Raw genomic sequence first — 25387 nt, forward strand, 5'->3', positions numbered from 1 at the left:
GTTTAAAATAACCTCATTATGTCCAGTCTTGCCGCTCCTCAATCCGGCTTAATACGCCAGTATCTCGTGCTGACCAAACCGCGCGTGACTCAACTGGCCGTGTTCTGCGCCTTTATCGGCATGTTCCTGGCTGTGCCAGGGATACCCGATCTCAATCGTGTCGTTTTTGGCACGTTGGGTATCTGGCTCTTGGCCGCCGCCGCCTTTGCCATGAACTGCCTGATCGAACAGGAAGTCGATGCGCGCATGTTGCGCACCGCTCGCCGTGCGACGGCGCGTGGCACGATTTCCTCCACTCAGGTCATCGCCCTGTCAGGCCTGCTCGGCGGGGTTGGCATGTTGGTGTTGTATCACCTCGTCAATCCACTGACCATGTGGCTGACGTTTGCCACCTTTGTGGGCTACGCGGTTATCTACACGATCATTCTTAAACCGCGTACCCCGCAAAATATCGTCATTGGTGGTTTGTCGGGCGCCATGCCGCCGGCCCTGGGCTGGGCGGCCGTTGCCGATACCGTGCCCGCTGAGGCGTGGCTATTGGTGCTGATCATCTTTATCTGGACGCCGCCGCATTTCTGGGCGCTGGCCCTGTATCGCAGGCACGACTACGTCAAGTCTGGCCTGCCGATGTTGCCGGTCACACACGGGCAGCAATACACACAACTACAGATTTTGCTCTACAGCGTGGCGTTGCTGACCACCACGATCTTGCCCTACATCATTCGCATGAGCGGGGTGTTGTACCTGAGCTGTGCGCTGGTATTGGGCGCTATTTTTGTGGGCTACGCCTGGCAACTCTATCGAAAATATAGCGACGCGCTGGCACGCCGGCTGTTCCGATATTCGATTTTGTATCTGTCGCTGCTGTTCTTGGCCTTGTTGGTGGACCATTGGGTCACCTTGTTGATTTGATTCGGGAGATTCAGTTTCATGTCCGTGTTTTTTACCCAGCGTCGCGCCGTGCTGCGTGGTGCGACCGCAGTGGTATTGGCGGGTGCCCTGTCGGCCTGCAGTGACCCCGCCCCCAGTTTCAAGGGTAATGACATCACTGGCACGGGGTTGGGTAAAGCACTGGCATTGAATGACCACAATGGCGAGGCACGTACGCTGCAAGATTTCGAAGGCAAAGTCATGGTGGCCTTTTTTGGTTTTACCCAGTGTCCCGACGTTTGCCCTACCGCATTAGCCGAACTGTCGCAGGTCATGGAGAAACTCGGTCCCGACGCCGACCGCGTGCAGGTACTGCTGATTTCCGTCGATCCTGAGCGGGATACACCTGAAATTCTCAAACAATACGTGACATCGTTTGACCCGCGCTTTCTAGGCCTGACGGGTACGCCGGATCAGGTCAAAAAGACCGCGGCGTCATTCAAGGCGTATTACGCCAAAGTGCCGACCGACAACGGCGCGAACTACACAATGGATCACACGGCGGCGTTTTATCTGTTTGACGGCAAGGGCGAGTCGCGCGTACTGGCCAATAGCACGATTGGCGTCGACGCCATGGTGCACGACATCAAGGCGCTGCTTGGTTAAGCGCAATCACTCGGTGCCGCCACTGGCCGCGCGCCAGGCCTGATAAGCCGACAGCGCGGCGGGCGGCAACTCAGCTGGCGTGATTTCGCGCCGATGACTCATGATCATCAAGGCATACGGCGTCGCCAGGGCAGCAGCCTCGGCGCACAGGCGTGACTCTTCCCCCTGTGAGGGCTGGCGGGTACGCCAATAATTAATCACCTGCTCCAGCTCGGGCAAAGAAATGGGCTTGTCCATACGGTCATTGTCCCAGAATCGGATGCTGTGGCAAGAGGTTGCGCCTTGCAAAGCGTCACGTTCGCAACACGCCGATACCGCGCGTAGGCGCGTTACGCCCAGCCGTAATCCTGATAGGGGTATCATCTAAATACCCCAGTTCCCGCGTTGGGCGATCATGCCCGCATCGGGATGATCAACTGCTGCCGCGCTAAGCATGGCTCCTGGAGATTGCATGTCTACGTCCAAAAACAATCCCTTTGTATTGCCCGGCTTAGGGCAGGATGGCGATCTTTCCGGCAACCCGCTCCTGGCCAGTATGGAAATGATGCGCAAAGCATGGTCAGACCTGGCGGGTCCGGGCGGGTTGGCACAGTCGCTGCCGATGGCGCCACCGATGAATCTCGACGACCTCGAGCGCCGCATTAACGAACTGCGCACTGTGGAAAGCTGGTTGCGTATGAATCTGTCCATGCTGAGTAGCGCCATCCAGGGGATGGAGGTGCAGCGTTCCACCATCACTACGCTGCGCTCGTTTGTGGCAGGCGCCGCCAAAGGTGCAGATGCATCTCCGCTAGAGGTGGTGCTGGGGCTCAAACCTGCTGCTCCGGCTCAACCTGCGGCATCAGCCCAAGCCTCTGCCCCGGCCTCGGATGACAAGGCCCGCGCATCGACAGATGCCGATGCGGCCAACATGGCAGATCAGGTGAGCCAGGCGGCACAATCGGCCTCGCAGGCGTGGTGGAGCCTGTTGCAGCAACAGTTCAACCAAATCGCGACGGCCACGGCATCCAGCATGCCGGATGCCGCTGCGATGCAGAAAGCCGCCACGCAAGCCGCAGCCCAGGGTGCAACCGCAGCCACGGCTGCCCCTCAGCCGGCGGCCCGCAAGCGGGCACCGCGCAAGACGGCGGCGAAACGTGCGCCAGCCGCACCCAAGTCCTGAATTTTCCGTTCAATCGTGCGGCAGGCTGTCTGGCCGCCGCCCTTATCATTTCGATCACACTTTCATCGCTATGCTAAACGTCGTTATTCTTGCTGCCGGATTGGGCAAACGTATGCAGTCCGATCTTCCCAAAGTCTTGCATTCCTTGGCGGGAAAACCCATGCTCGCGCATGTGCTCGATAGCGCCAGCCAGTTGAACCCCAGTCGTATCGTTGTCGTCGTGGGTCATGGCGCCGAGCGCGTCCGCGCGGCCTTCGAGGGTTTCGAGGGCTTGAGCTTTGCGTTGCAACAACCTCAGCACGGTACCGGCCACGCGGTGCAGCAGGCCGTTCCGCTCTTGCAAGAAGACGGTAACGATGACGTGACGCTGGTGCTATACGGAGACGTACCGCTAGTGCAACCCGAGACACTGCGCCGTCTGCTCGAGGCTCGTGGGCAGGGGGCAGCGGTGTTGACCGAAGTGCTGGATGACGCAACCGGTTATGGCCGCATCGTTCGTAACGACGAAGGTCACGTGATCCGCATCGTCGAGCACAAGGACGCCAGCGAGGCCGAGCGCGCCATTCGCGAAGTCAACACCGGCATCCTGGCCGCGCCGACGGCACAGCTCAAAGACTGGTTGAGCCGTATCGACAACAACAACGCACAGGGCGAGTACTACCTGACCGACATCGTGGGATTGGCGGTGGCCGACGGGGTGTCCGTCGGTGCCGCACAGCCCGACGCCGGTTGGGAAACGCTGGGTGTTAACAGCCGCGTGCAGCAAGCCGAGCTGGAACGCCGCTGGCAGCAGGAGCAGGCGCGTCGCTTGCTTGAGGCCGGCGTCACGCTGGCGGATCCGGCACGTTTCGATGTGCGTGGCACGCTGACCTGCGGGCGCGATGTGTTTATCGATGTTGGCTGCATTTTTGAAGGTCAGGTCGAGCTTGCCGATGGGGTCCGTGTCGGGCCGCACTGCGTTCTGCGCGACGTTTCCGTGGGCACAGGGACGCAGATTGAGGCGTTCAGTCATATCCAGCAGGCCGTCATTGGCAGCGATGCGCGTATCGGCCCGTACGCCCGTCTGCGTCCGGGTGCGCAATTGGGTGATCGCACCCATGTGGGCAACTTCGTGGAAATCAAAAACAGCGTGCTTGATGTCGATAGCAAAGCCAACCATTTGGCCTACATCGGTGACGCCGACATTGGCGCCCGGGTCAACGTGGGTGCTGGCGCGATTACCTGCAATTATGACGGTGCGAATAAATTCCGCACCACTATCGAGGACGACGCTTTCATCGGCTCGGATACGCAGTTGGTGGCCCCTGTTCGCGTGGGCCGCGGTGCCACGTTGGGTGCGGGAACCACACTGACGAGTGATGCGCCAGCCGGTCAGTTGACCATCTCGCGCGCCCGTCAAACCACCATCGAGGGTTGGCAGCGCCCCCAGAAAAAATCGTGAGCGTGGCTCCTCCGGCATCATCAGAGCCTGGCCCCAGTCAGGCGCTCCCCGACGGCTTGCCTGTACCCCGGCGGTATTGGGCAGCCGCGACGATGCTCACTGGCATAAGTCTTGCCGTACTGGACACGAGCATCGCCAACATCGCCCTGCCCACGATCGCTGCGGATCTGCACGCCAAGCCCTCGCAAGCGGTGTGGGTCGTCAACGCCTACAACCTGTCGGTGGTGATGCTGCTGCTGCCGTTGTCCGCGCTGGCCGAACGTATCGGCTTTCGGCGCATGTTTTCGATAGGGTTGGTCCTGTTTACCGTCGCGTCGCTTTGCGGTGCCCTCTCTTCCTCTCTATGGCAATTGACGGCCGCGCGGGTGGTACAAGGGATTGGCGCTGCCTCGCTGATGTGCATGTTTGGTGGCCTGCTGCGCAACATCTATCCGTTGCGGATGCTAGGGCGCGGGATCAGCTTGAATGCCACCACGGTGGCCATCATGTCGGTGATTGGGCCGAGCATCGGTTCGGTCATCCTGGAGATCGCCCATTGGCGCTGGATCTTTGCCATCAACCTGCCATTCTGTGTGGCCGTCATGTTTGGCCTGCGTTATTTGCCCGAGGTCCCGCGTACCAACGTAAAGCTCGACTGGTTGAGCGCCTTGCTGTGTATGTTGACGCTGGGCATATTCATTTCTGGCGTTGACGTGCTGGGCCAAAGCATTTGGCATGGATTGTTGATGATTGCAGTGGCCGCCGGCGCGGGGTATTTGCTGGTGCGTCGAGTCCGCCATTTACCCGCACCCTTGGTGCCAGTGGACCTGTTGCGTATTCGGCCCGTGGCGTTTGCGGTTGCGGCTTCCGCGTGCACGTTCGCGGCACAAATGGCCTCATTCGTCTCGTTACCGTTTTACTTTCAGCAGATACTGGGACGTTCCTATCTGGAAATCGGCATGCTCATGGGGGCGTGGCCCGTGGGGACAGCAATCGTGGCGCCCGTCGCCGGGCGGCTGTCCGACCGTTATTCGGCCGCCGTCCTCAGCGGTTCAGGGGCAGCGGCCATGGTGATTGGCCTTGCCACGCTGGCCTTCCTGCCGCTTAACGTGAGCAACGTATGGATCATGACGGCCATGTGTGTCGTCGGAATGGGCTTTGGATTTTTTCAAACGCCCAATAATCGCGCCATGCTTTCCTCCGCACCGCGTCAACGTAGCGGTGCGGCAGGCGGTATGCAGGCGACGACCCGGGTATTCGGTCAAAGCTTCGGTACCGCGCTGGTCGCCATTGCCTTTGGACTTGGAACGCACGGACCCGTCGTGGCCGTGCTTCTGGCGACACTCTGTGCCGCGCTGGCCATCGCGGTCAATGTCGTACGGGTGAAGAAGGTGTCGACAGGCAAACCGGGGTAGCGTGGCCATTGCGACGCCTCTCTATAATGCGGCGAATGACCTCTTCAGGCGCTGCGCATGAAAATTCTGCAACTCAACTTCGAAAAAGGCTGGCGTGGCGGCGAACGTCAAACGTTGTATTGCATGCGCGCCTTCCGTGCGGCGGGGCACGTTGTCGAGCTCCTGTGTCGCTCGGGTGGCCCCCTCGAGGCACGCGCGATCGAAGAAGGTTTCGTCACGCACGGCGTGCGCAACGTGCCGGGGCAGTTGGCCTACCTGGCCCGGGCAGGGCGCCATTTCGACGTTATTCATGCACAGACGGCCAACACTATCACCTGGGCGGTGCTGACCAAGGCGCTGCACAAACGGCCTGTCGTGTTCTCCCGGCGTACCTCATTCGAAGTCAAGCCCAACGAAGAATGGAAGACAGGCGCCAAATGGCGGCGGGTCGACTGCTTTGTGGCCATTAGTGAAATGGCCGCATCAGAGCCACGCCGTCTGGGCATCGATCCTGTCATCATCCGCAGCGCCGTCGAGCCACACGCCGTCGATACCCGCAACGTCGAGGGCCTAGTGGCCGAATTGGGATTGCAGGGCAAAAAAATTCTCGCCACCTCCGCCGCCCTGATCCGCGACAAAGATCCGGTCACTCTGATTCGCGCGGTGGGCGAGCTTGCGCGCACGCGCAGTGACTTTGTTTTCGTTCACTTTGGCGCCGGCGGCGATCGCGAGGCCGAGTCGCGCGCCGAAGTTCAAGCCTTGGGATTACAAGATGTCTATCTATTTGCCGGCTTTCGCAAAGGAATCGAAGACTACTACAGCATCTTTGACGTCTTTGTCATGAGTTCGATGGAGGAGGCTCTAGGCAGCAGTGTCCTGGACGCCTTTTTGCAACGTGTGCCCGTTGTCTCCACCGATGCCGGTGGCCTGAAAGAAAGCCTGGCCGACGGACGCGGCGTGTTGTGCGCAGTGGGGGACTTTCAGGCCATGGCCCAAGGCATGATCCGTTGTTTGGACGATGTCGCATTCCGTGCCGATTGCACGCAGCGCGCCTACGACTACGTACGCACCGAACACGATGTCACAGAGATGGGACGCCGATATCTGGCGCAGTTCGAGCGTTTGCTGACCGCACGCTAAACCCTGCCTAGCTAGGCATCGGGCACCTCGATTCGCGTGTCGAACTTCGCTCGATGCACGGAAAAAAACGTGCGAACATTGCGCACGTTCGCTTGCGCCGTAAACGCCCGGTGCACCAGTGCGTGATAGGCAGGCATATCACGCACCTGAGCCACCACGACAAAATCCGGCCCAGTCGACACGCGATAGCACTGCAATACGGCGGGCTCGTCTACCAGACTGCGCTCAAACGCCTCCAACTTTTCGGCAGCCTGTACATCCAGCGTGATCTCCACAATTGCGGTCAGGTTGCTGCCCAGCTTTTCCGGCGCCAGAATCGCCACTTGCCGGGCGATTACCCCCGTCTCCACTAATCGTCGCACGCGTCGCAGGCAGGTCGGTGCCGAGGCATGCACGCGCGCGGCCAGCTCCTGATTGGTCAGCGCGCAGTCGTGCTGCAGCTGATTCAGGATGCGGCGATCCAAATCATCTAAATCTACGGGATTCGCGTTGTTGTCTCGCATTTTTATTTCATATTAAGTGGCAAATATGGAATTATATTTAATCACGATTCTGTAAGAAAATAAATTTTCATATATAACCAAATAAAGAAATCAAATTTCATCGTATCCATAGCACAATGCGCCTCATAGATACATTAACGGAGGTCTCCTCATGTGCGGCATTGTTGGCGCCGTCGCCCAGCGCGACATCACCCCCATCCTGGTCGAAGGTCTCAAGCGGCTGGAGTATCGCGGCTACGACTCGTGCGGCGTGGCGCTGTACATGGATGGACAGTTGCGCCGTACGCGCAGCACGCAGCGCGTTGCCGAGTTGGGCGACCAGATTTCCCAAGACAAGCTGTCTGGCTTTACTGGCATTGCCCATACCCGGTGGGCCACTCACGGTGTGCCCGCCACGCACAATGCCCACCCGCATTTTTCGCACCTGGGTAACGACGAGCCCCGTATCGCGCTCGTGCACAACGGCATCATCGAAAACCACGACGACTTGCGCGCCGAGCTGCAAGCCTCCGGCTACGTCTTCGAGAGCCAGACCGACACCGAAGTCATCGCGCATTTGGTTAACCACCTGTACAACGGTGACCTGTTCGACGCTGTGCAACAAGCCGTTCGTCGCCTGCAAGGCGCCTACGCGATTGCCGTGTTCTGCCGCGACGAACCGCACCGCGTGGTTGGTGCCCGCCAGGGGTCGCCCCTAGTAGTGGGCGTGGGCCAAAACGAAAACTTTCTTGCCTCTGACGCTCTGGCGTTGGCCGGCACCACGGACCAGATCATCTATCTGGAAGACGGTGACGTCGTCGATCTGCAACTGTCGCGTGTCTGGATTACCGACATCGACGGCAAGCCCGTCGAGCGCGAAGTCCACAACGTGCAAGTGCATACGGGTGCCGCCGAGCTCGGCCCCTATCGCCACTACATGCAAAAGGAAATCTTCGAGCAGCCGCGTGCCGTGGGCGACACGTTGCAAGACATCGAGGCCATCACGCCTGATCTGTTTGGCGACGGCGCACACAAGATTTTCAAGGACATCGATTCATTGCTCATCCTGGCTTGCGGCACCAGCTACTACGCCGGCTTGACCGCAAAGTACTGGATCGAGTCCATCGCCAAGATCCCTGTTTCCGTCGAAATCGCCAGCGAATACCGTTACCGCGATAGCGTACCCAACCCGCGTTCGCTCGTCGTCACCATTTCTCAGTCCGGTGAAACCGCCGACACCCTGGCCGCGTTGAAACACGCACGGTCGCTAGGCATGGAAAACACGCTGACTATCTGCAACGTGTCTACCAGCGCCATGGTGCGCGAATGCAAACTGTCGTACATCACGCGCGCCGGTGTTGAAATTGGTGTGGCATCCACCAAAGCCTTTACGACGCAATTGACGGCCTTGTTCCTGCTCACGCTAGCGCTGGCCCAGGGCCGTGGCACGGTGACACCTGAGCAAGAAGCCGAGCACCTGAAAGCATTGCGTCACCTGCCCGCAGCCATCGGTTCGGTCCTGGCGCTCGAGCCGCAAATCATGGCGTGGGCCGATCGCTTTGCTACCAAAGAAAATGCCCTGTTCTTGGGCCGAGGTATGCACTACCCCATCGCTTTGGAAGGTGCGCTCAAACTGAAGGAAATCAGCTATATCCACGCCGAGGCCTATCCCGCCGGAGAACTCAAGCACGGCCCCCTGGCGCTGGTCACGGACCAGATGCCGGTCGTCACCATCGCGCCGCGCGATGCCTTGTTGGAAAAACTGAAATCGAACATGCAAGAAGTCCGCGCGCGTGGCGGTGAACTGTACGTGTTTGCGGATGCGGATAGCCGCATCGCTAGCGACGACGGCGTGCACGTCATCCGGATGCCGGAACATTACGGCGTGCTGTCACCGATCTTGCACACGATTCCCTTGCAACTGTTGTCTTATCACACGGCATGCGTGCGCGGCACGGATGTGGACAAGCCGCGGAACTTGGCTAAGAGCGTGACAGTGGAGTAGGGGGCGTCAGGTTTTTTGACTATCTATGAAGACGGTACCTGCTAACGCAAGCGCGAGTATGGGGTCCGCACCGTTCGCGAACCTTGATCACGCTGTCGTCATTCTTGCGCTTGTAAGCCACGCGCGTTATCAAACATGAAACCGTAAGCCTGCTAATCTTTCAGTCCCGGCGTAGCGGTATTGCGCCATTTTCTCCTTTTATGAAAGTAGCCATGACACTCTCCATGTACGATGCATCCATCCCCGTTTTCAAGCAAATGCTCACGGCGCTGTCCGACGTGCTCAAGAAAGCCGAAGCCCATGCGATCGAGAAAAAGATCGAGCCGGTTGCGCTACTCCAGTCGCGCCTGTTTCCCGACATGTTGCCCTTTGTCCGCCAGGTTCAGATCGCGGTTGATTTCAGCAAGGGTGTGAGCGCGCGTCTGGCCGGAATCGAGGTGCCTTCGTGGCCCGAAACCGAAACGTCCTTCGCTGAATTGCAGGCCTTGATCACCAAGGCGCTGGCCCATTTGGACAGCGTCACGCCCGAGCAGTTCGTCCAGAGCGAAAGCCGCGAGATCGTGCTGCGGCCCGGCACGCCCAAAGAGAAGACGCTTGTGGGTCGTGTTTACCTACTGCAGTACGGCCTGCCGCAATTCTTTTTTCACGTGACCACCGCTTATGCATTGCTGCGCCACAACGGTGTGGAGATCGGCAAGCGTGACTTCATGGGTACGTATTAAAAAGCCGTGTAAAGGTGGTGCGCTTCATCAGTCGAGATTGCGCCAATGTCATGGTGTCGCGCCGGCGCGTGGTTGCGGTGCAGACCAGGTGATCCACCGGGCCTGATTCTTCAAAAAGCTGCTGCACTTGCGCTTCGCTCGTCACATCCGCTGGATGCAAGCGGGGCGCGCCAAACGCTCGCAGCCGCTCGCACGCCGCATCGAGCTTGTCGCGGGATCGGCCCACGATCAGCACCTCGCAACGCATTGTCGGATGCCAGCAGGGTCTCACCGAGTTTGATTCTGTGAGCTAGCGCTCTCTTCTTTCACAAACTTCCATTTCCCCACCATTGCGTCGTAAGCAAAAACCATAGGATTCGAGGTGCCCAGGGCCTTGTTTTCGACTGCGCAGCGATACTGTTCGCCCGTCGGTTCACAAGCGCCGATTGCTACTTCCTTATCGAGTGCTTTTTGTAGATCGGCTGCACCTTGAGTGGTCGCGTACCGATCGTACAGTGCTTGCTTAACTTGTTCACTCGTCGGGCCGGCAGCATGGGCGGTGCCGACAGCGACCAGTGCATACAACGCAAGAACGCTTTTTTTCAGCATGTAGTGCTCCTTATTTAATGAAATAATGTCAGGCGCGAAAAAAACTGGCGAGCGTGGGACTTCAACCACTGTACGTCTGCGCACGCCAAAGACGTCGCACTAAGCAAAACAACACCGCTCGCTATTTACCCGCCGCCCCTTGCAATGGTGGCGGGATGATTAGCCCCAAGAATCGACTCGGTTATATACGCCCACCGCAGGAAATAGCAATGAAACCTATCTCATGTCTGCTTTATTGCACGCTTGCATTCGTTATCCTACCCGGCTGTACGACCGGCGAAGAGCAAGTGGCTAAAGATCTAGAAAACTTGCCCGGCGTCACATGTACGATTGGCGCACACGATCAGACACATTGCGGCCCTGACAGTCTGAAAGCCACTCAGACACCCTATCCGTAAATAATCTTTGCTTCGCTCGCTCGAGAATACGCAGCGGTAAAAGGCCATCCTAGTTGTACATGTCCGGGGTGACGGCACAGCTAATACGTCAATAAAGTCACTACCAGTACAACTCCACGTCACGTATATGCAGGAAAATTGCATCTTCAAACCGTTAAAAGCGGTAGACGACACCAAAACCGGCTTGAGGCTGCAAGCGCCAGTCTTTCTCGTTGCTGCCCCATTGCTGATTGGAGTATTTCACCTGCACAAAAACATTGGCTGAGAATGTTTTGTTGAAGTTGTAGGTAAGGTTAAGCTGGGGCAGCGCAAACAGGTCATACGCGTCCTTGTAGTTGCCATCCATCACTGTGGGCGAGAGCCACTGGTACATATCGTCGCCTGCCAGGAAGGGATCCCAGGCCGCTCGACGGTTGGACATGACATAGGGGTCGAGGCCTCCTGCAAAATTGAAGGCCAACGATGTTCGGTCATTGAACTGGTGCAGGGTCTTTGAATACTCTAGCCACGCTGACAGCATGAAGTAGGTGGCGCTTTTGTATGTGCTAGTGTCGTTGCTGATGGCGAAGCTGCCGCTGTACCAATCCTTGAAAACATAGGCGTTCAGGGTAATGGAAAAATTCGCCGGCAGATCCCAACTGGTGAGTAGACCCAACCCGGCAGTATTTACCGTGCCCGAAGGACCGCTGACATTGGTGCCATAGATATACATAGGCGCGAGCGCAAACTGGGTCGGCTGGATGTATTCATTGGAAGGCAGATACTTGGAAAAGTCGAAAACTGTCTGTCCCATCACATAGCCCTGGCTGCTATTGTCGAAATTGCTCTGGGTTTCTACCTTGAGTGATGACGACCAATTCACCTTGGATGCGCCCAGGTTGCCGTAGGCGTAGTTCAGGGTGCCTGAGGGTTCGCTGTAGTCGTTGTTCTGTTGCTTGGCGCCACCGGTGTACGAATAAAGGTTCCAGGTGCGATCCCACTCGAGGTCCACGCTCCACTTGGGGGAGAACTGGTAGTTCAATACCAGCGACGGATGCGAGGTGGCGGTTTGGTAGTTTCCCGAATCACCGTAAAAGGTTTGAGTCAGGCCCAAGCTGCCATTGGGCCTGAACTCCGTGGCCTGCGCAGATCCCGAAGCCAGCAGGACCATCCCCAATACCTTAGAACAACGTGTCATTTACTTTTGCCGGAGTGAAGTGGCTGCGTGTGCCTGGTTGCCGGCCTGGCCTATAGGGTGATCTTCCCGGTATACAACATCCATATCACGACAATATCGGCTATCAGCAAGATGGCGACGTAGAGTTTCTCTAGCCCTTCGAAGATCGGCTTGCCATCTTTCTTTTCTTTGCGCGACCAGATGAATACAGGCAGACCGAAAGTCAAAAGGATCGGGACCAGGGCCAGGTAGTTGAGTTCGCTGGCGTAGAAGATGAAAAGGCAGAAAAGCACGCCCATGATGCCGCTGATGAGCGCAAGCGTCATGCCTTTGTTCGAGTACTTCTTGTACTCGTGGGTGAGGCAAAGCTTGGCCATATAAAGCGTGGTGGTGATGTATGCGGGTACCACCATCAGCGCGCTGATGTTGTACATCGTGTTCCAGGCATTGTTGGAGAAATACACCAACAGCATGGCGGCCTGCATTACGCCGCTGCTTACCCAAAGCGAGACGCTGGCTGCGTCGTTCTTGTTGGTTCGGGCAAACGCCTTGGGAAACGCTCCGTTTTGTCCGGCCGCCATGGGAATTTCGGCGCAGAGCATGGTCCATGCCAGCCATCCAGCCAGCACTGAAACAATCAGCCCGGCATCCATCAGCCAGCTGCCCCAGGGCGATCCCACTACGTGCTCCAGCACGCCGGAGGTGGACGGGTTAGCCACTTGGGCGAGATTGAGCTGCGTCATGGCGCCAAAAGGCAAGACCGAGAGCAAGATATAAATGATCAGGGCGACCATGAATCCCAGCAGGGTGGCCTTGCCCACGTCGCTTCTCTTGCGGGCGCGACCCGATAGCACGACGGCGCCTTCGACACCAATAAAGGCCCACAGGGTGACGGTCATGGGCGCCATGATCTGCGCCGTCAGCGAAACCGGCGTGCCCTTATCTCCAGGGCCGGTCAGCACTTGAGGTGAGCTGCCCCACACATTGCTGAGCAACTGGGAGTAGTCGATCAATAAACCCAGGATGACCACGAACAGCACGAGCGGCACCAGCTTGGCGATAGTGCCTATGGTGTTGACGAAGCCGGCTACCCTGGTGCCGGAGAGCACCAGATAGTTGTAGCCCCAGATCAAGATGGAGCCGCAAATAATGGAGTTCAGATTATTGCCGTTGGTGAATACGCCCGGAAAAATCTGGTCGAAGGCATCCATGAGAATGACGGCAAAGGCGACGTTGCCAAAGCACGTCATCAGCCAATAGCCCCATGCCACGTTAAAGCCAATAAAAGAGCCAAACCCCTCTTGGGCGTACATGTACACACCGGCCTGCAGGTCGGGCCGCAAGTCGGACAGCATGCGAAAGGCGTTGGCAATGAAGTAAACGCCAATGCCGGCGATGATCCAGGCGATAACGACAGGCCCCATTGCCGAGGTGGCCGCGGTGTTCTGTGGCAGGCTGTAGACGCCGCCACCCAGCATCGAGCCCACTACGATAGCTACGAGAGCCAGCATGCCAAGTTTCGCCCCGGTCGACCCCGCACTCGACGAGGCATCGGCGCTTGCACTTACTTGAGTTGTATCAGTCATTTTTCTGCCTTGCGCTTAAGAAGGAAATGCCGCCCGGGCACCGGGCGGCCACTTGCTTTATTGCCGTCCCTTCTTAATTGAAGAAACGCGGGGGCTTTTGAAACTGATGTGCTTGGGTGTGGGCCGAGGTTGCTTGTCTTCTTCTACGATGGCCCGGACCCAGTAGTCGCCGTTCTGGTCGATGCTGACGCCCTGGATCTCGTGCTCGAATCCGGGGAAGCGCTTATCGAACTCCTGCAGGGCTTCGAGATAGCCGGTAATGCCGGTATCGTTGGCCGGCAGGCGCTCGCCCGGCATCAGTACAGGAATGCCGGGAGGATAGGGCACCAGCATGCTGGCAGCGATCCTGTTGGCAAAGTCGGCAACCTTGACGCGCTCGGTTTGATAGCGCACTACCTTTTGGTAGGCCTCGGCGGGCGTGAGCACGGGCTCGGGCGTGGATCTCACGGCGTCGCTGCTGTGCTTCATCAGATCCAGCTCCTGCATGGTGTCGTGCATCTGTTGGCACAACGCCTTGAGCGTCATCGAAGCATACTTGGGCGACAACGACGGAATGGCGTCTGTCGCCTTGGTACCATTGTCGTAAAGCTTTTTGAACTCCAGCAGGCTCTCGATGAGCGTGCCCCATTTGCCCTTGGTGACGCCCACCGAGAACAGAATGAGTAAAGTGTAATCGCCGGTGCGGGCAACTTCGATGCGGCGATCATCGAGGAACTTGCTGACGATACTGCCCGGGATGCCGTGGGCCAGGTGCTGGCCGTCGGGCGTGATGCCCGGGCAAGTGATGCTCACCTTCACCGGGTCGAGCATGCAGTCGGCTTCGCCGATGTCTTGCGCGGCAAAGCCGTGCCAGCTTTCGCCGGCGTTGAGTCGCCACAGCTCCGGGGTCTGGCTCAGCAGCTCGATGGGTGCCTTGTGAAAGGCGTGAGTTTCGCCGGTGGCGGGATCTTTGACTTCGGTGGGCTGCAGCACGTCGAAGAACCACGATGCCTCGCCGTCTTCTTCGGCGAGCTCTTGCTTGACGTTCACCACGGCCTGGCGAAAGGCGATCGCTTCTTCGATGGATTCCTGCACCAGCGAGTAGCCGCCCTTGCCCTGCATCATCGCCACGGCCACGTCGATGGACGCAATGATGGGATAGAACGGCGACGTGGTGCCGTGCATCATGAACGAATCGTTGAAGTCGTCAAAATCCAGTGGCGCGCGCTCGCTGGGCTTGACGTGGATCATCGAGGCCATGGAAAGCGCCGGCAGCATCTTGTGCGTGGAGTGCACTGCGAATAGTGTGGGGCGGTTGGGCAGGTTGTCGTCGACATCCATGGCAAACCGGCCACGGTAGAGCGGATGGAACTTGGCGTAGGCGTACCAGGCTTCATCGAAGTGAATGCGCGGCACGCTCTCGCTAAGCTGGCCCACCACCTGATTGACGTTGTAGATGAAGCCGTCATAGGTGCAGTTGGTGACTACCGCATAGCTGGGATCCGGGCTGACCGCGTCGGCAGTGAGGGGACTGGCCTGGATGAGTTGGCGGATGCTGTCTTTTTGCAGGCGCTGCGCGGGGATGGGTCCTATCAAGCCATAGCCGTTGCGGCTGGGCGTCAGGTAAACCGGCCGAGCCTGCGCGAGCGTGATCCCATGGTTGAGGGATTTGTGGCAGTTGCGGTCTACCACGGCAATCTCGTTGGCACCGATGGCGCCTTGCGCCACCACGCGATTGGAGCCCGACGATCCCGCTACGCCATAGAACGTCCACTTGGAACCAAACAGTTCAGCGGCGATTTCCTCGGATTGCTTGGGTGGTCCCGAGTGAATCAGGTAGTCGCCCATTTCGGCGGTGGCGACGCCGATGTCGGCGCGCATCATGTTTTCGCCGAAGAAATTGATGAACTCAATGCCGACCGGGTGCTTGACGTAGGCCATGCCGCCCATGTGTCCTGGACAGTCCCAGTAGTAGTCGCCATCCTCGGTAAAGTTCTTGAGAGTGTTGAAATAGGGGGGAAGCAGTTTCTCAGCGTAGCGATGAACCGCCGTGTACACCCGATTGGCGGTGAATTCGGCGGTCTCCGAGTACAAATAAACGTACTCATTGACCTCTTTCAGCACGGAAACCGGAATTCCATTGACGGTTTCGTCCTCGGAAAGCAGGAAGACGGGAACCGAGTCGTTGCGCTCGCGTACCTTCTGGATAAGTGCGTCGCTCTCGCCGACGATGGCAGGATTGCGGCTATCCCACAAAATGGCAATGAAGCTGTAATGTGGGCTTTGCCGTATATAGGTCAGGCCCGCCTGGGGGTTGGCGGCAAGCTGGACGTTAAACCCTCTTTCGGCGACCGCCGCCTCCAATGCCTGTATGGCCTGGGAAGCAGGCATGCCAGCTACCAAGGCATCAGAAAGCACGAACAACGCATTGTGATTGAACTTCATTTCATGACTCTCCATGGCTCTCAGTAGAAGTCGACCGGCTCATCCGGTCTGCGATAGTGATTACGGGAAATCATCAAACTGAAAACGGACCGTTTACAGTTTGATGTGTCCCATGAAATAGAGCGCGATTACTAGAATATCGATGGCCAACAGAAGCAGGAGCGCGAGGCGCTCGGCTTTGTTCAGCATGGAGTCGGAGGAACGATCTTGTCGGCGAGCCCACAAGAACAGAGGCAGGCCCAGGGTAAGCAGCAGCGGGGTCATCGCCACGTACTGCAAGTCGCTTGCGTACAGCATGAACAGGCAGAAGCCAGCCCCCACCAGGCTGCTGAACAGCGCCAGTCCACGTCCTGCAGACTGGTGCTGCTTGTATTCACCGTTGAGGCAGGTTTTGATTAGGTAGGCGGCCGACGCAAAATAGGCGGGCAGCACGCAAATGGCCGAGATGCCCAGCAGTGTGAGCCAAGCGTCGTGCGAGAAATACACCATCAGCACTACGCATTGCATGAGCCCGCTGCTGACCCATAGTGCAGTCGATGCAGAGCCCTTTTGATTCTCCGTGGCAAACACCTTGGGGAAGGTGCCGTTGCGACCCGCCACCTGTGGAATTTCGGCACAGATCATGGTCCATGCCAGCCAACTGGTGAGAATTGAAATCAGGACCCCGATATTGATCAGCCATTCACCCCAGTTGCCGGTGAGCGACTTCATCACGCCAGCGGTGGACGGGTTGGGGATCACGCTGAGTGTTTGTTGCGATAGCACGCCAAAGGGCAGCACCGACACGATCAGACAGATGAGCAGGCCCAGAATGAAGCCGATCAGCGTCGCGCGACCCACATCCTTTTTGTTTTGGGCCCGTCCCGACAGCGCAACAGCGCCTTCGACGCCTATGAAGCACCACAGGGCTACATACATGGGCGAGAGCGTTTGCGACAGAATAGAGCCTAGCGGCTTGGCGCCTGTCGTGGGATGGTGCCCCCAGATATCGGTGGTGAGCTGGGCGTAATCGAGAAAATAGGTCACTGCGCCGACGAACACCACCAGCGGAATGAGCTTCACAAAAGTACCGACGGTATTGATCATGCCCGCCATCTTGGTGCCGGCCAGCACCAGGGCGTGAAAGCCCCAGATCAGGATGGAAGCGCCAACGATAGAAGGGAGATTGTTGCCACCGGTGAAGTCGCCCGGCATAAAGTAATTGAGGGTGTCCATCACCATTACAGCAAACGCCACATTGCTGAAAATGGTCATGAGCCAGTAGCCCCATGCCACGACGAACGCACTGAGAGGACCGAAGCCCTCTCTGGCGTACATGTAAATGCCAGACTGAAGATCTGGCCGAAGATCGGAAAGCACCATAAAGGTTTTGGCGATGAAAAACATGCCAAAACCGCTGATGAGCCAGGCAATGACCACAGGCCCGAACGCCGACGTCTCGGCCATGTTTTGAGGCAGGCTATCGACGCCGCTACCAATCATTGAACTCACAACAATGGCAACCAACGCCACAAGGCCGAGTTTCTGGTCGATGGGCTTAGTGCTCATGAGTTCTCATAAGTTGCTTCTGGAGCTTCAGTGGTAAGCGGTGGACGTAAATCGCATAGGCGTATTCCCTATGCGATGGCCGACAGGGTCAAGATACCAGAAATTTCGCTTAGGCACATAAAGTTGCTAATATTTTGATATTTCTCCGTGGGGCTCAGTAATAAATTGCATTGTTAGGGCGAGCTGTCCTAGGCTTCTTGCCACTTGGCTATCTTATAATTGTATCTTTTTGTAAAATTATGTCGAGATATACGCCACCACCCCACTTCATTCTTGGAATTGATTGCAGATCCTGCCGTCTTTCATAATTACGAGCAGACTCTGCTCTGGCCGGGTGAGCAACTGAAGATCTTCCAGTGGATTGCCATCGACGAGCAATAGGTCGGCCATTGCGCCGCTCTGCACGACCCCAAGTTTGCCCGGGTAAGGATTGCGCGGCCCGGCCATCGCGCACAATTCACCGTTGACGCTGGTCGCCATCCGCAATACCTCGGCCGCGCCATACCAACGACTCATCTTCGCCAATTGGGCCCCCTGGCGCGTGGCTAGTCGGGCGTCGAACAGCGTATCCGTTCCCCAAGCTGTCTTGATATTCAAGCGCTGCGCCATCTCATACGCCCTGTCAGTGCCTGCCACCATGGCCAGTTGCTTCTGGCGTGACGCCGGCGATTGAGTGGGCACCGCATCTTCGTCGTCCAAGAACGGCTGCAGGCTCCACCACACGCCCTGGTCCGCCATGCGACGTGCCGTATCCTCGTCAATCAATTGGCCGTGCTCGATGCAGCGCACCCCGGCATCCAGCGCCATGCCGACCGCGCGCGACGTGTAGGCGTGTACGGTGACGTATGTGCCCCAATTCTCGGCCGCGGTCACTGCCGCCTTCAACTCTTGCAGCGACCCCTCGGTGACGTCCAGTCCGTCATACGAGGACATCACGCCGCCGCCCGCCATGTACTTCAGTTGCGACGCTCCCCGCATCAACTGCTCGCGGGCACGCAGCAGCACTTGATCCGTCCCGTCGCAAATAGCGGTGACGCCGACTTTTTCCGCATAGCTTAGACCGGCCTCTGGCGATCTTGGCAAATCGGACAGCATCCGGAAATCACCATGGCCGGAGGTCTGGCTTAAGAACGCTCCAGACGGATAAATGCGTGGCCCCGGCGTCAGACCCTCGTCGATGGCGCGCTTCAGACCGAAGGCGGGTCCGCCCATGTCCCTCACTGTGGTGAATCCGCGCATCAGCGTCGCGCCCGCCTCCACGACGGCCATCGTATGCACATAGTTGAAATCCGCAGTCATAGCCATGAGCATGCTGGGCCGCGCCAGAATCGAATGCCAGTGCGCATCGATCATGCCAGGCATCAGGACACCGCCCTTGCCGTCAATCATCTGGCAACCTTCGGGCAGTGGCAACGATTGCGGTTCCACTGCTTTGATCTGCCGGCCTTGAACTACCACACGCATGCCGGTCAGCAACTGATCCGACACGCCATTGAAGATACGTACATTGACGAAAGCCAGTGGCGCGCTTTCGGCCCCCGGCAGGGCAGCATCGCCAGCGTGCGGCGCTGCCCTGCGAGGCACACCCCTCGGTGTAGTCTGCACGTGACCGCCGTCGGGACGGATCGGCCCCAGTGCCGCTTCGTGAACAGCATACAAGGCATTGATACGGGCAGCCGCCGGGTTATGGCAGCCGCAATTGGCAACACGCAGGCGGTTGAAGGACTCGGCTTCCACATCAAACATGACGATATCTCCAGAGTGCCACTCGTTTCTAAATACTCATTGCGCTTGTGACGTTAATGCGGTCCAACGAAAACGCAAGCGTGGCGCCCATGGCATCGGGCGCCGAACAGGCATCGGCCCGCGCGCTAGTGCAGTTGGGCCTCGTGTAAATCCAGCAAGCGGACGTGTTCACGCGCCAACTCGTCGGAAATGCGGTGCGTACGGGCCAGATGGAAGACTGCCTCCCGCGATGCGGCTATTGCTTCCAGGCGCAACTGCCGCTCAAGAGCAGCCTGCTTGACCAGCTCTTCAGCAGATGCCCCGTCCGGCGTTTCACCGGCCTGACGTCGCAAGGCGGCTGTCAAGTTGTCAGCGACCTCCAGATACAGGGCGGCCTGGTCTGGCTGCTCGGCAACCCGGCGCTTGGTGCCTTGCGCCACGCTATCCAGTGCCGCTTGGAGCATGGCATCCTGCGCCAGCAACGCCTCTTGCTGTGTCCGGCTATTGGGCGGAAAATGCAACCCGCGCATCAGACCGGGCAAGGTCACGCTGGCCAGCAACAGCGAAAACACAATCACCATGGCCGCCAACGACACGGCCAGGTCCCTCGCGGGAAAAGGCATTCCGGTATCCAGGGTGAAGGGTAGCGTCATGACACCCGCCAGCGTCACCGCGCCGCGTACCCCTGCCACCGACACGGCCAAAATCAGGCGCAAACCAATCTCGGGTGGCTCAATCCCACGCCGCCGGGCCCTGATCGCGCCGAGTTTGAGTGACACCGTCACCCACAGCAATCGGCACAGGACCAGGCCCAGACACACCGCTAGGCCGTAGACGGGTAGCCAGTACAGTGACTGCCCGCCGGCCTCGCCCGCGGCAAGCGACAATCCCGCCAGAATGGTGGGGAACTGCTCACCCAAGAGCACGAAGATCATGCCGTTAAGCGTGAACTGCACCATCCTCCAGACAGACTGGCGTTCCATGCGCGTGGCGGCAAGCGCCCCGCCGGACAATTCCATATAGCTCATCATGACGCCAGCAGCGACGGCAGCCAGAATCCCCGAGGCATTGGCGTGCTCGGCCACGATGTAAACAAAGAACGGCGTCAATAGGCTAAGCAGCACCTCGGCGCCTGGCTCTTCACCAAGCCGCCGGGTGATGAACATCCGCATCTGCATGATTAGCCACGTGAGCCCGGCCCCGATCGACAGGCCGGCGATGGCCATCCAAAAAAAAGACAGCGTCGCCTGCGACAGCGAAAACGTGCCGGTCACAGCCGCTGCAACGGCAAAGCGAAAGGCGACCAGGCCGCTCGCGTCGTTGAACAACGCCTCGCCTTCCAGAATTGCCATCATGCGGCGAGGAATGTACACCCGGCGCGAGATCGCTCCGACGGCAACCGGATCCGTCGGCGAGACAATGGCCGCTATGGCGAAAGCGACCGGCAAGGGCACTGCGGGAATCATCCAATGAATCAGGTAGCCGACGCCGATCACCGTCAGGAACACTAGGCCAAACGCCAGCTGCAGAATGGAAGAGGACTCGCGCAGCACGGTCAGCTTGGACACTCGCCAGCCGTCGAAGAACAACAGGGGCGGCAGGAACAATAGGAAGAAGATGTCGGGTTCGATCAGTACGCCGCGCTGAAATACGGTGGCGATCAGAAAACCTAGCGCTATCTGCACAAAGGGCAAGGGAATGGCAAAGGGAATCATGCGGACCAGAAAGCCGCTGACCAAGACGGCGACCAACATCGCCATGACAACCGTAAATGCCTCCAAAACGAATATCCCTGAAAATAAACACTGGAGTACTGACGCCTGGGCAGAGGCTCATGCAATATCAAAAGCCTAACGTCCCACCGTGCGCTGATGGGTACGCAGGATACGCGAGAAGCGGCTCTTGTGCCTCTTGATCATCTGCGCAGGAATTATAGTGAGGCTATGCACAAACTATCGCGACAACAAAAACTGTTGATGGTGGAACGTAATTTGAGGCATTGGCGTACCCTCATGTTTTTAGTCAAATTAAGCACGCAGAAGATCATTATCCGATTAGCTTCCATATCAGATCAGCGCGCAAGAGCAGCCACCGCCAGTTTTCACTTAAGTACCACGAATCATCGTTGACCGGGTCCTATCGATTAAGTAATCTCAAAATGCGAACTAAAGCTCGCGCTACTTATAAAACTACTCTCATCCACTCGTTTACGGGTTTTGGAGCAATAGAGAAGTAGTTTTCGCAAGTGGTTTTATTCGAACGTCCATCGTTTTGGCTATTTCAGGATACACATGAAGAAGCGCGAATTGCACATCCGTACGCCGCGGATTGGTTTAATAATGTCCATAGTGCTGGCTACGCTTTCCACAAACGCCATGGCAGATACCAAAGTGCCGGTACTCATGCAAGTACCTGCCGGCAACGCTATCGCTTGGAATGCGCCTGCGACGGGTCACATCACGTATGTGTGTCGGACGAGCCCTACCGACGCGACAAAGCCTGTATGGACAGTCGGCTCAGCTTCGGCCACGCTGGGCGATCGCAGTGGAAACCTCAGCGGCACATACACAAGCCCACCGGAAACCTGGAAAAGCGCCGATGGGTCGACGTTGACGGGATTGGAAATAGTGCGTGTTCGCTCGGGAACGGAACGACTTTATGACCAATTAGTCATGGCTAATCCGTCGATCGGCGTTGGGCTACTGACGGGCGTCACTTATATTCAGCGGTTAGTTGACACGGGAGGAGCGCCACCCCATAAACCATGTACTAGTTCGAATGTCGGCGACCAAGAGGAAGTCGCGTATCAAGCTGAGTACGTATTCTGGAAGCCGAACTAGCCCTCGTGGCAGCGGGTACCGATTCCGAAAGGTGGGGGAGCCCTCATCACGCTCAGCAGTTGCGCTATATGGCTTAAGCACCAACCGGGTAATCGTAAGGCTTATCGTGGATACCCGCGTATGACACCGGGATTACGCTATTAGCGGTGCGTGCGAAAACATTGGCTTGCCAAGTCCTGGCATGGCTGCTTTATAAATGGAACCGCTGGACGACTCGATGAAATAGATCTCCGCCGCGCAGTCTCGGAACGCGAGATTAGTGACTAGCTTTCCTTGTGGTGCATCAATACGCCGAAGCGGCTCGCCCTCGGCCGAAAATAGCCATATGCAGCCTAAACCGGCGTGCGCCACCAGTAGTTCGCCCTGAGCGGATAGGGCCAGACCATCCGGCCCTATCCCACCTGACATCTGAACGAAGCGCCCCACTTTTAAGGGTTGAAAGTCCCGCCCCAATGGCACCCGCCACACGCTATTGTCGCGCGTAATCGCCAAGAACAGTGTGCGCTCTTGCAGGTCCATCGTTAGACCGTTCGGGCTCGGCAAATTGTCCAACAAGCAATTGAGCCGTCCGTCTGCGCTGAGCCTGAACAGTCGGCCCGTCGGATCATGCAGGCCGGTTGAACCTTGATCTGTGAAGTACAGATCTCCGTTGCCGGCAAAGAACAAATCATTCACGCCCTTGAAACGCGCGGATCCGTATTCCTGCAGCAACGGTTCAATGCGCTGTCGCTGGCGGTCGTAGATCATGATTCCATGCTTATGATCGGCGACGAAGATCCGACCATCCTGGTGAATTTTCAGGCCGTTGGGCCATCCGTCGTACTGGTACGCGATACGTATCTGGCCATCCGTATCCAGAGTTAGCAAGCGTCCATTTACAATATCGACGCACCAGAAGACACCGTCGCGATCGAAACTTGGTCCCTCCAGGAAAGAGGTGGCCACTAATCCGGACGGCTGATTGGCATTCAGGCCGGATTGCGGATCACCTGTACGTAGTTCGTCGGGGAGGCTTGCAACTAACGTCCCTGTGACGCGCGGAGGAGGAGCGTACAACATCAATCCCCCTACGGTTTCAAATCAACTTGTGTGACCATGCGCTTCGTACTTTCGTAGATATTCTGCATGGCCGTCTCGGTTTCGCCCGGCGAAAGCGGCGCAGAAACGGAACCGAGCTGTTCCCTTAGCTTCGCGGAAACTTCGGGTATAGAAACGACTGTACGTAGAGCCTCACTGAGTTTTTCAACGAGATTGCCATCCATTTTTGCCGGACCCACGATCACAAAGTGGTCATCAAAATACAAGCCTGGCACTGTTTCAGACACTAGTTTCAACTTCGGAAACAACGGAGAACGATCCTTTCCCGCCACCGCGATCGCTTTGGCATGGCCAGAATTCAGCACACCAAAGACACCCGCCAGGTTATCAATCCTTGCATCGATGAAACCTCCCATGAGGTCTTGATTACCTGGCGCTGAGCCCTTGTAGTGAACGATATTGATATCGAGATTGACTGCCTTGGCCAAATAAGCAGTCATGAGATGTGTACTGGACGATGGCCCTATCGTGCCAATCGATACTTTTCCCGGATTCTGTCGGCAATAAGCGATGAACTCTTCCATGTTACTGACTGGCAGAGAGCTTCTGACGATAAACAGCATTGTATTTTTTGTTAACTGCGCGATCGGCGTGAAGTCTCGTATCGGGTCGAATTTCTGAAGTTCTGGATCCAGTGCGGGCGCGCTGGCTAGCATGGAAGAGCTCAGATAAAGCACTTGACCATTTGGCTCTTGGCTCATGACATACTTGCTCGCAATCAAGCCCGTCGCGCCGGGACGGGGATCGACCAGCACCGTCTGTCCCAGAATCGTTTGCAACTTCTCCGCTACGATCCTCGCGATATTGTCGGCGCCTCCGCCGGCAGGACCCGGAATCACGATACGAATAGGGCCGGTGGACTCTTGAGCCTTGGGCGCTCCCGTTGCTGCGACTAAGGCTGATCCAAAGACAAGCTTGATTGCTTGGCGACGCGTTGACATGGAGGTCCTTTCTTAGTTACCAGAATGATCAGAAAATCGGAAGCACGGAAATTTTTCGAATGTGATGAGAGGAATATCTGACTCTGCGTTGTTTCTCGATATCGGCGATTCACGCTGTCATATTCTGTGATTGAAGTGTAGTAATCTTCGCCAGCAGCTGCGCAAATAAGAACAGTGAAGCGATTCCGTTTCGTTTTCAATGACTGGGCAAGTGATGAGCAATAAAGCATCGATCCACAACCGCCTTCTCGCCAAACTCGGCTTTCGTCATTTACAAGCTGTGGTTCTGACGGCAGAACTCGGAAGTACGCATCGGGCGGCAGAGATGGCCAACATCAGTCAACCTAGTATTGCCAAATTTCTTGCTATGGCCGAGGGCGTGGTTGGTGAGCCCCTCTTCGAGCGCCATTCCAGAGGTATGCGGCAGACGTCAACGTGCAAGACTCTGCTGCCGATCTTTCAAGCGATGCTTCTGTTGGTCCAGCGTAGCGCCAAGACTCTCGACGCCGTGCAGTCGGGCAAGACAGGTACCATGCATATCGGGGCCCTGCCCGCGGCATGTAATGGTTCCCTCGTGAGAGGCATCGCTCAGTTCTGTCAGCGATTTCAGCAATTTCAATTGCATCTTGAAGAAAACGACCAAGATCATCTGCACGAGTTACTCATGAGTCGCGTCTACGATGCCGTATTGACACGCACACCGACGATTGGTCACAGCCCACTGAAGTTCGAACCGTTAGAGGATGACCACAGCGTTGTGCTCGCTCGCACGGGACACCGGCTGTCGCATCGGCGGGCGCTGTCGCTGGACGTGCTAGGTGATGAGCAATGGCTGATATTGCCATTGCAATCGACGAGTCGGATTATTTTCGAGAGTTGGTTCTCTGGCGGCGTTCCTTATCCTGTCGTTTCCAACGTGACTACTTCGTCCTTATCCGCGATTACTGGCCTTGTTGCGTATAGCGACGCACTTATTGTGCTACCGGCCAGTTTTGCCGGGCCCGCACTGATGTCCGGCAGCGTCTGTGCTCTTGACGTTCAACGCCAAGAGTCGCTCAGGCCGTTGGGCATTCTCTGGAATCCCGCAGCGGTCAGCACCGCGACCAGCACATTTTGCGACTGGATGACCGCCGGTACTTGGCGCGATAGTCTCTAACCAGGATAGCGTCGAATTCGCATGGTGCCGGTCTGACCATGCACAGTCTTTGTCGATGTACTGCAC

The 25387-nt window shown here is 57.5% G+C and carries 22 protein-coding genes; 10 read left to right on the top strand and 12 right to left on the bottom strand.

Annotation, left to right across the window (positions count from 1 at the left end; translation table 11 throughout):
- Window positions 1-18 precede the first annotated feature (18 nt).
- Together cyoE and ACYVDM_RS18190 are read left to right on the top strand one after the other, a co-directional pair.
- Window positions 19-912 carry a heme o synthase gene (gene cyoE, locus ACYVDM_RS18185; RefSeq protein ID WP_415787425.1) on the top strand — a complete coding sequence of 298 codons (894 nt, stop codon included), beginning with the start codon at window positions 19-21 and terminating at the stop codon, window positions 910-912.
- An 18-nt stretch (window positions 913-930) separates the two neighbouring features.
- Entirely contained in the window at window positions 931-1536 is a 606-nt protein-coding gene (locus tag ACYVDM_RS18190; RefSeq protein ID WP_415787427.1) for an SCO family protein, read from the top strand.
- Between the two features lie 6 nt (window positions 1537-1542).
- On the opposite strand, the gene ACYVDM_RS18195 is transcribed toward ACYVDM_RS18190, so the two are convergent.
- A complete protein-coding gene (locus ACYVDM_RS18195; RefSeq protein ID WP_415787429.1) occupies window positions 1543-1773 on the bottom strand; it encodes a DUF3717 domain-containing protein in 231 nt (76 codons plus the stop codon).
- Between the two features lie 214 nt (window positions 1774-1987).
- Here ACYVDM_RS18195 and ACYVDM_RS18200 point away from each other — a divergent pair, with 214 nt between their 5' ends.
- The 4 genes from ACYVDM_RS18200 (at window position 1988) to ACYVDM_RS18215 (ending at window position 6652) form a co-directional block, all read left to right on the top strand.
- Window positions 1988-2698 (top strand): PhaM family polyhydroxyalkanoate granule multifunctional regulatory protein, encoded by a 711-nt coding sequence (locus ACYVDM_RS18200; RefSeq protein ID WP_415787431.1) that lies wholly within the window; start codon window positions 1988-1990, stop codon window positions 2696-2698.
- A gap of 70 nt (window positions 2699-2768) precedes the next feature.
- Window positions 2769-4139 (top strand): bifunctional UDP-N-acetylglucosamine diphosphorylase/glucosamine-1-phosphate N-acetyltransferase GlmU, encoded by a 1371-nt coding sequence (glmU, locus tag ACYVDM_RS18205; RefSeq protein ID WP_415787433.1) that lies wholly within the window; start codon window positions 2769-2771, stop codon window positions 4137-4139.
- A 92-nt stretch (window positions 4140-4231) separates the two neighbouring features.
- Entirely contained in the window at window positions 4232-5533 is a 1302-nt protein-coding gene (locus ACYVDM_RS18210) for an MFS transporter (protein WP_460475436.1), read from the top strand.
- A 57-nt stretch (window positions 5534-5590) separates the two neighbouring features.
- Window positions 5591-6652 (top strand): glycosyltransferase family 4 protein, encoded by a 1062-nt coding sequence (locus ACYVDM_RS18215; RefSeq protein ID WP_415787437.1) that lies wholly within the window; start codon window positions 5591-5593, stop codon window positions 6650-6652.
- Window positions 6653-6663: 11 nt separating this feature from the next.
- Here the strand turns inward: ACYVDM_RS18215 and ACYVDM_RS18220 are convergent, their stop codons facing one another.
- A complete protein-coding gene (locus ACYVDM_RS18220; RefSeq protein ID WP_415787439.1) occupies window positions 6664-7155 on the bottom strand; it encodes an Lrp/AsnC family transcriptional regulator in 492 nt (163 codons plus the stop codon).
- Window positions 7156-7306: 151 nt separating this feature from the next.
- Here ACYVDM_RS18220 and glmS point away from each other — a divergent pair, with 151 nt between their 5' ends.
- The gene (gene glmS, locus ACYVDM_RS18225; protein WP_415787441.1) at window positions 7307-9139 is read left to right on the top strand and encodes a glutamine--fructose-6-phosphate transaminase (isomerizing); all 1833 of its coding nucleotides are present in this window, start codon (window positions 7307-7309) and stop codon (window positions 9137-9139) included.
- A gap of 212 nt (window positions 9140-9351) precedes the next feature.
- Window positions 9352-9861, top strand: coding sequence for a DUF1993 domain-containing protein (locus ACYVDM_RS18230; protein WP_415787443.1), 510 nt, complete (start codon window positions 9352-9354; stop codon window positions 9859-9861).
- Here ACYVDM_RS18230 and ACYVDM_RS18235 read toward each other — a convergent pair.
- The 8 genes from ACYVDM_RS18235 to ACYVDM_RS18270 form a co-directional block, all read right to left on the bottom strand.
- Entirely contained in the window at window positions 9845-10087 is a 243-nt protein-coding gene (locus tag ACYVDM_RS18235) for an SDR family oxidoreductase (protein WP_415787445.1), read from the bottom strand. The two genes, ACYVDM_RS18230 and ACYVDM_RS18235, sit on opposite strands and share 17 nt — an antisense overlap.
- 41 nt (window positions 10088-10128) lie before the next feature.
- The gene (locus ACYVDM_RS18240) at window positions 10129-10449 is read right to left on the bottom strand and encodes a hypothetical protein (RefSeq protein ID WP_415787447.1); all 321 of its coding nucleotides are present in this window, start codon (window positions 10447-10449) and stop codon (window positions 10129-10131) included.
- A gap of 552 nt (window positions 10450-11001) precedes the next feature.
- Window positions 11002-12024: a FomA family porin-like outer membrane protein gene (locus ACYVDM_RS18245; RefSeq protein WP_415787449.1), complete on the bottom strand. Its 1023-nt coding sequence runs from the start codon at window positions 12022-12024 to the stop codon at window positions 11002-11004.
- A gap of 50 nt (window positions 12025-12074) precedes the next feature.
- Window positions 12075-13589: a basic amino acid/polyamine antiporter gene (locus ACYVDM_RS18250; RefSeq protein ID WP_415787451.1), complete on the bottom strand. Its 1515-nt coding sequence runs from the start codon at window positions 13587-13589 to the stop codon at window positions 12075-12077.
- Window positions 13590-13646: 57 nt separating this feature from the next.
- Window positions 13647-16013: an Orn/Lys/Arg family decarboxylase gene (locus tag ACYVDM_RS18255; RefSeq protein ID WP_415787453.1), complete on the bottom strand. Its 2367-nt coding sequence runs from the start codon at window positions 16011-16013 to the stop codon at window positions 13647-13649.
- 93 nt (window positions 16014-16106) lie between these two features.
- Window positions 16107-17561, bottom strand: a complete 1455-nt coding sequence (locus ACYVDM_RS18260) for a basic amino acid/polyamine antiporter (RefSeq protein WP_415787455.1) — start codon at window positions 17559-17561, stop codon at window positions 16107-16109.
- 267 nt (window positions 17562-17828) lie between these two features.
- Window positions 17829-19307 carry a metal-dependent hydrolase family protein gene (locus ACYVDM_RS18265; RefSeq protein WP_415787457.1) on the bottom strand — a complete coding sequence of 493 codons (1479 nt, stop codon included), beginning with the start codon at window positions 19305-19307 and terminating at the stop codon, window positions 17829-17831.
- Between the two features lie 125 nt (window positions 19308-19432).
- Complete coding sequence (locus ACYVDM_RS18270; RefSeq protein ID WP_415787459.1) at window positions 19433-21067, bottom strand: Na+/H+ antiporter; 1635 nt, start codon at window positions 21065-21067, stop codon at window positions 19433-19435.
- Between the two features lie 621 nt (window positions 21068-21688).
- Here ACYVDM_RS18270 and ACYVDM_RS18275 point away from each other — a divergent pair.
- Window positions 21689-22126, top strand: coding sequence for a DUF3455 domain-containing protein (locus tag ACYVDM_RS18275; RefSeq protein ID WP_415788840.1), 438 nt, complete (start codon window positions 21689-21691; stop codon window positions 22124-22126).
- 132 nt (window positions 22127-22258) lie between these two features.
- Here the strand turns inward: ACYVDM_RS18275 and ACYVDM_RS18280 are convergent, their stop codons facing one another.
- On the bottom strand, window positions 22259-23185 hold the full coding sequence (locus tag ACYVDM_RS18280; protein ID WP_415787461.1) for an SMP-30/gluconolactonase/LRE family protein: 927 nt from the start codon (window positions 23183-23185) through the stop codon (window positions 22259-22261).
- A gap of 8 nt (window positions 23186-23193) precedes the next feature.
- Window positions 23194-24165, bottom strand: a complete 972-nt coding sequence (locus tag ACYVDM_RS18285) for a Bug family tripartite tricarboxylate transporter substrate binding protein (RefSeq protein ID WP_415787463.1) — start codon at window positions 24163-24165, stop codon at window positions 23194-23196.
- Window positions 24166-24379: 214 nt separating this feature from the next.
- Here ACYVDM_RS18285 and ACYVDM_RS18290 point away from each other — a divergent pair, with 214 nt between their 5' ends.
- The gene (locus ACYVDM_RS18290; RefSeq protein ID WP_415787465.1) at window positions 24380-25321 is read left to right on the top strand and encodes a LysR family transcriptional regulator; all 942 of its coding nucleotides are present in this window, start codon (window positions 24380-24382) and stop codon (window positions 25319-25321) included.
- The last annotated feature ends 66 nt before the right edge of the window (window positions 25322-25387 follow it).

The sequence above is a fragment of the Bordetella tumulicola genome, from assembly GCF_054779135.1.

Bases quoted from the DNA above. Each gene is read 5' to 3' on its own strand.
- cyoE (WP_415787425.1), top strand. From the start codon at position 19: ATGTCCAGTCTTGCCGCTCCTCAATCCGGCTTAATACGCCAGTATCTC.
- ACYVDM_RS18190 (WP_415787427.1), top strand. From the start codon at position 931: ATGTCCGTGTTTTTTACCCAGCGTCGCGCCGTGCTGCGTGGTGCGACC.
- ACYVDM_RS18195 (WP_415787429.1), bottom strand. From the start codon at position 1,773: ATGGACAAGCCCATTTCTTTGCCCGAGCTGGAGCAGGTGATTAATTAT.
- ACYVDM_RS18200 (WP_415787431.1), top strand. From the start codon at position 1,988: ATGTCTACGTCCAAAAACAATCCCTTTGTATTGCCCGGCTTAGGGCAG.
- glmU (WP_415787433.1), top strand. From the start codon at position 2,769: ATGCTAAACGTCGTTATTCTTGCTGCCGGATTGGGCAAACGTATGCAG.
- ACYVDM_RS18210 (WP_460475436.1), top strand. From the start codon at position 4,232: ATGCTCACTGGCATAAGTCTTGCCGTACTGGACACGAGCATCGCCAAC.
- ACYVDM_RS18215 (WP_415787437.1), top strand. From the start codon at position 5,591: ATGAAAATTCTGCAACTCAACTTCGAAAAAGGCTGGCGTGGCGGCGAA.
- ACYVDM_RS18220 (WP_415787439.1), bottom strand. From the start codon at position 7,155: ATGCGAGACAACAACGCGAATCCCGTAGATTTAGATGATTTGGATCGC.
- glmS (WP_415787441.1), top strand. From the start codon at position 7,307: ATGTGCGGCATTGTTGGCGCCGTCGCCCAGCGCGACATCACCCCCATC.
- ACYVDM_RS18230 (WP_415787443.1), top strand. From the start codon at position 9,352: ATGACACTCTCCATGTACGATGCATCCATCCCCGTTTTCAAGCAAATG.
- ACYVDM_RS18240 (WP_415787447.1), bottom strand. From the start codon at position 10,449: ATGCTGAAAAAAAGCGTTCTTGCGTTGTATGCACTGGTCGCTGTCGGC.
- ACYVDM_RS18245 (WP_415787449.1), bottom strand. From the start codon at position 12,024: ATGACACGTTGTTCTAAGGTATTGGGGATGGTCCTGCTGGCTTCGGGA.
- ACYVDM_RS18250 (WP_415787451.1), bottom strand. From the start codon at position 13,589: ATGACTGATACAACTCAAGTAAGTGCAAGCGCCGATGCCTCGTCGAGT.
- ACYVDM_RS18255 (WP_415787453.1), bottom strand. From the start codon at position 16,013: ATGAAGTTCAATCACAATGCGTTGTTCGTGCTTTCTGATGCCTTGGTA.
- ACYVDM_RS18260 (WP_415787455.1), bottom strand. From the start codon at position 17,561: ATGAGCACTAAGCCCATCGACCAGAAACTCGGCCTTGTGGCGTTGGTT.
- ACYVDM_RS18265 (WP_415787457.1), bottom strand. From the start codon at position 19,307: ATGTTTGATGTGGAAGCCGAGTCCTTCAACCGCCTGCGTGTTGCCAAT.
- ACYVDM_RS18275 (WP_415788840.1), top strand. From the start codon at position 21,689: ATGCAAGTACCTGCCGGCAACGCTATCGCTTGGAATGCGCCTGCGACG.
- ACYVDM_RS18280 (WP_415787461.1), bottom strand. From the start codon at position 23,185: ATGTTGTACGCTCCTCCTCCGCGCGTCACAGGGACGTTAGTTGCAAGC.
- ACYVDM_RS18285 (WP_415787463.1), bottom strand. From the start codon at position 24,165: ATGTCAACGCGTCGCCAAGCAATCAAGCTTGTCTTTGGATCAGCCTTA.
- ACYVDM_RS18290 (WP_415787465.1), top strand. From the start codon at position 24,380: ATGAGCAATAAAGCATCGATCCACAACCGCCTTCTCGCCAAACTCGGC.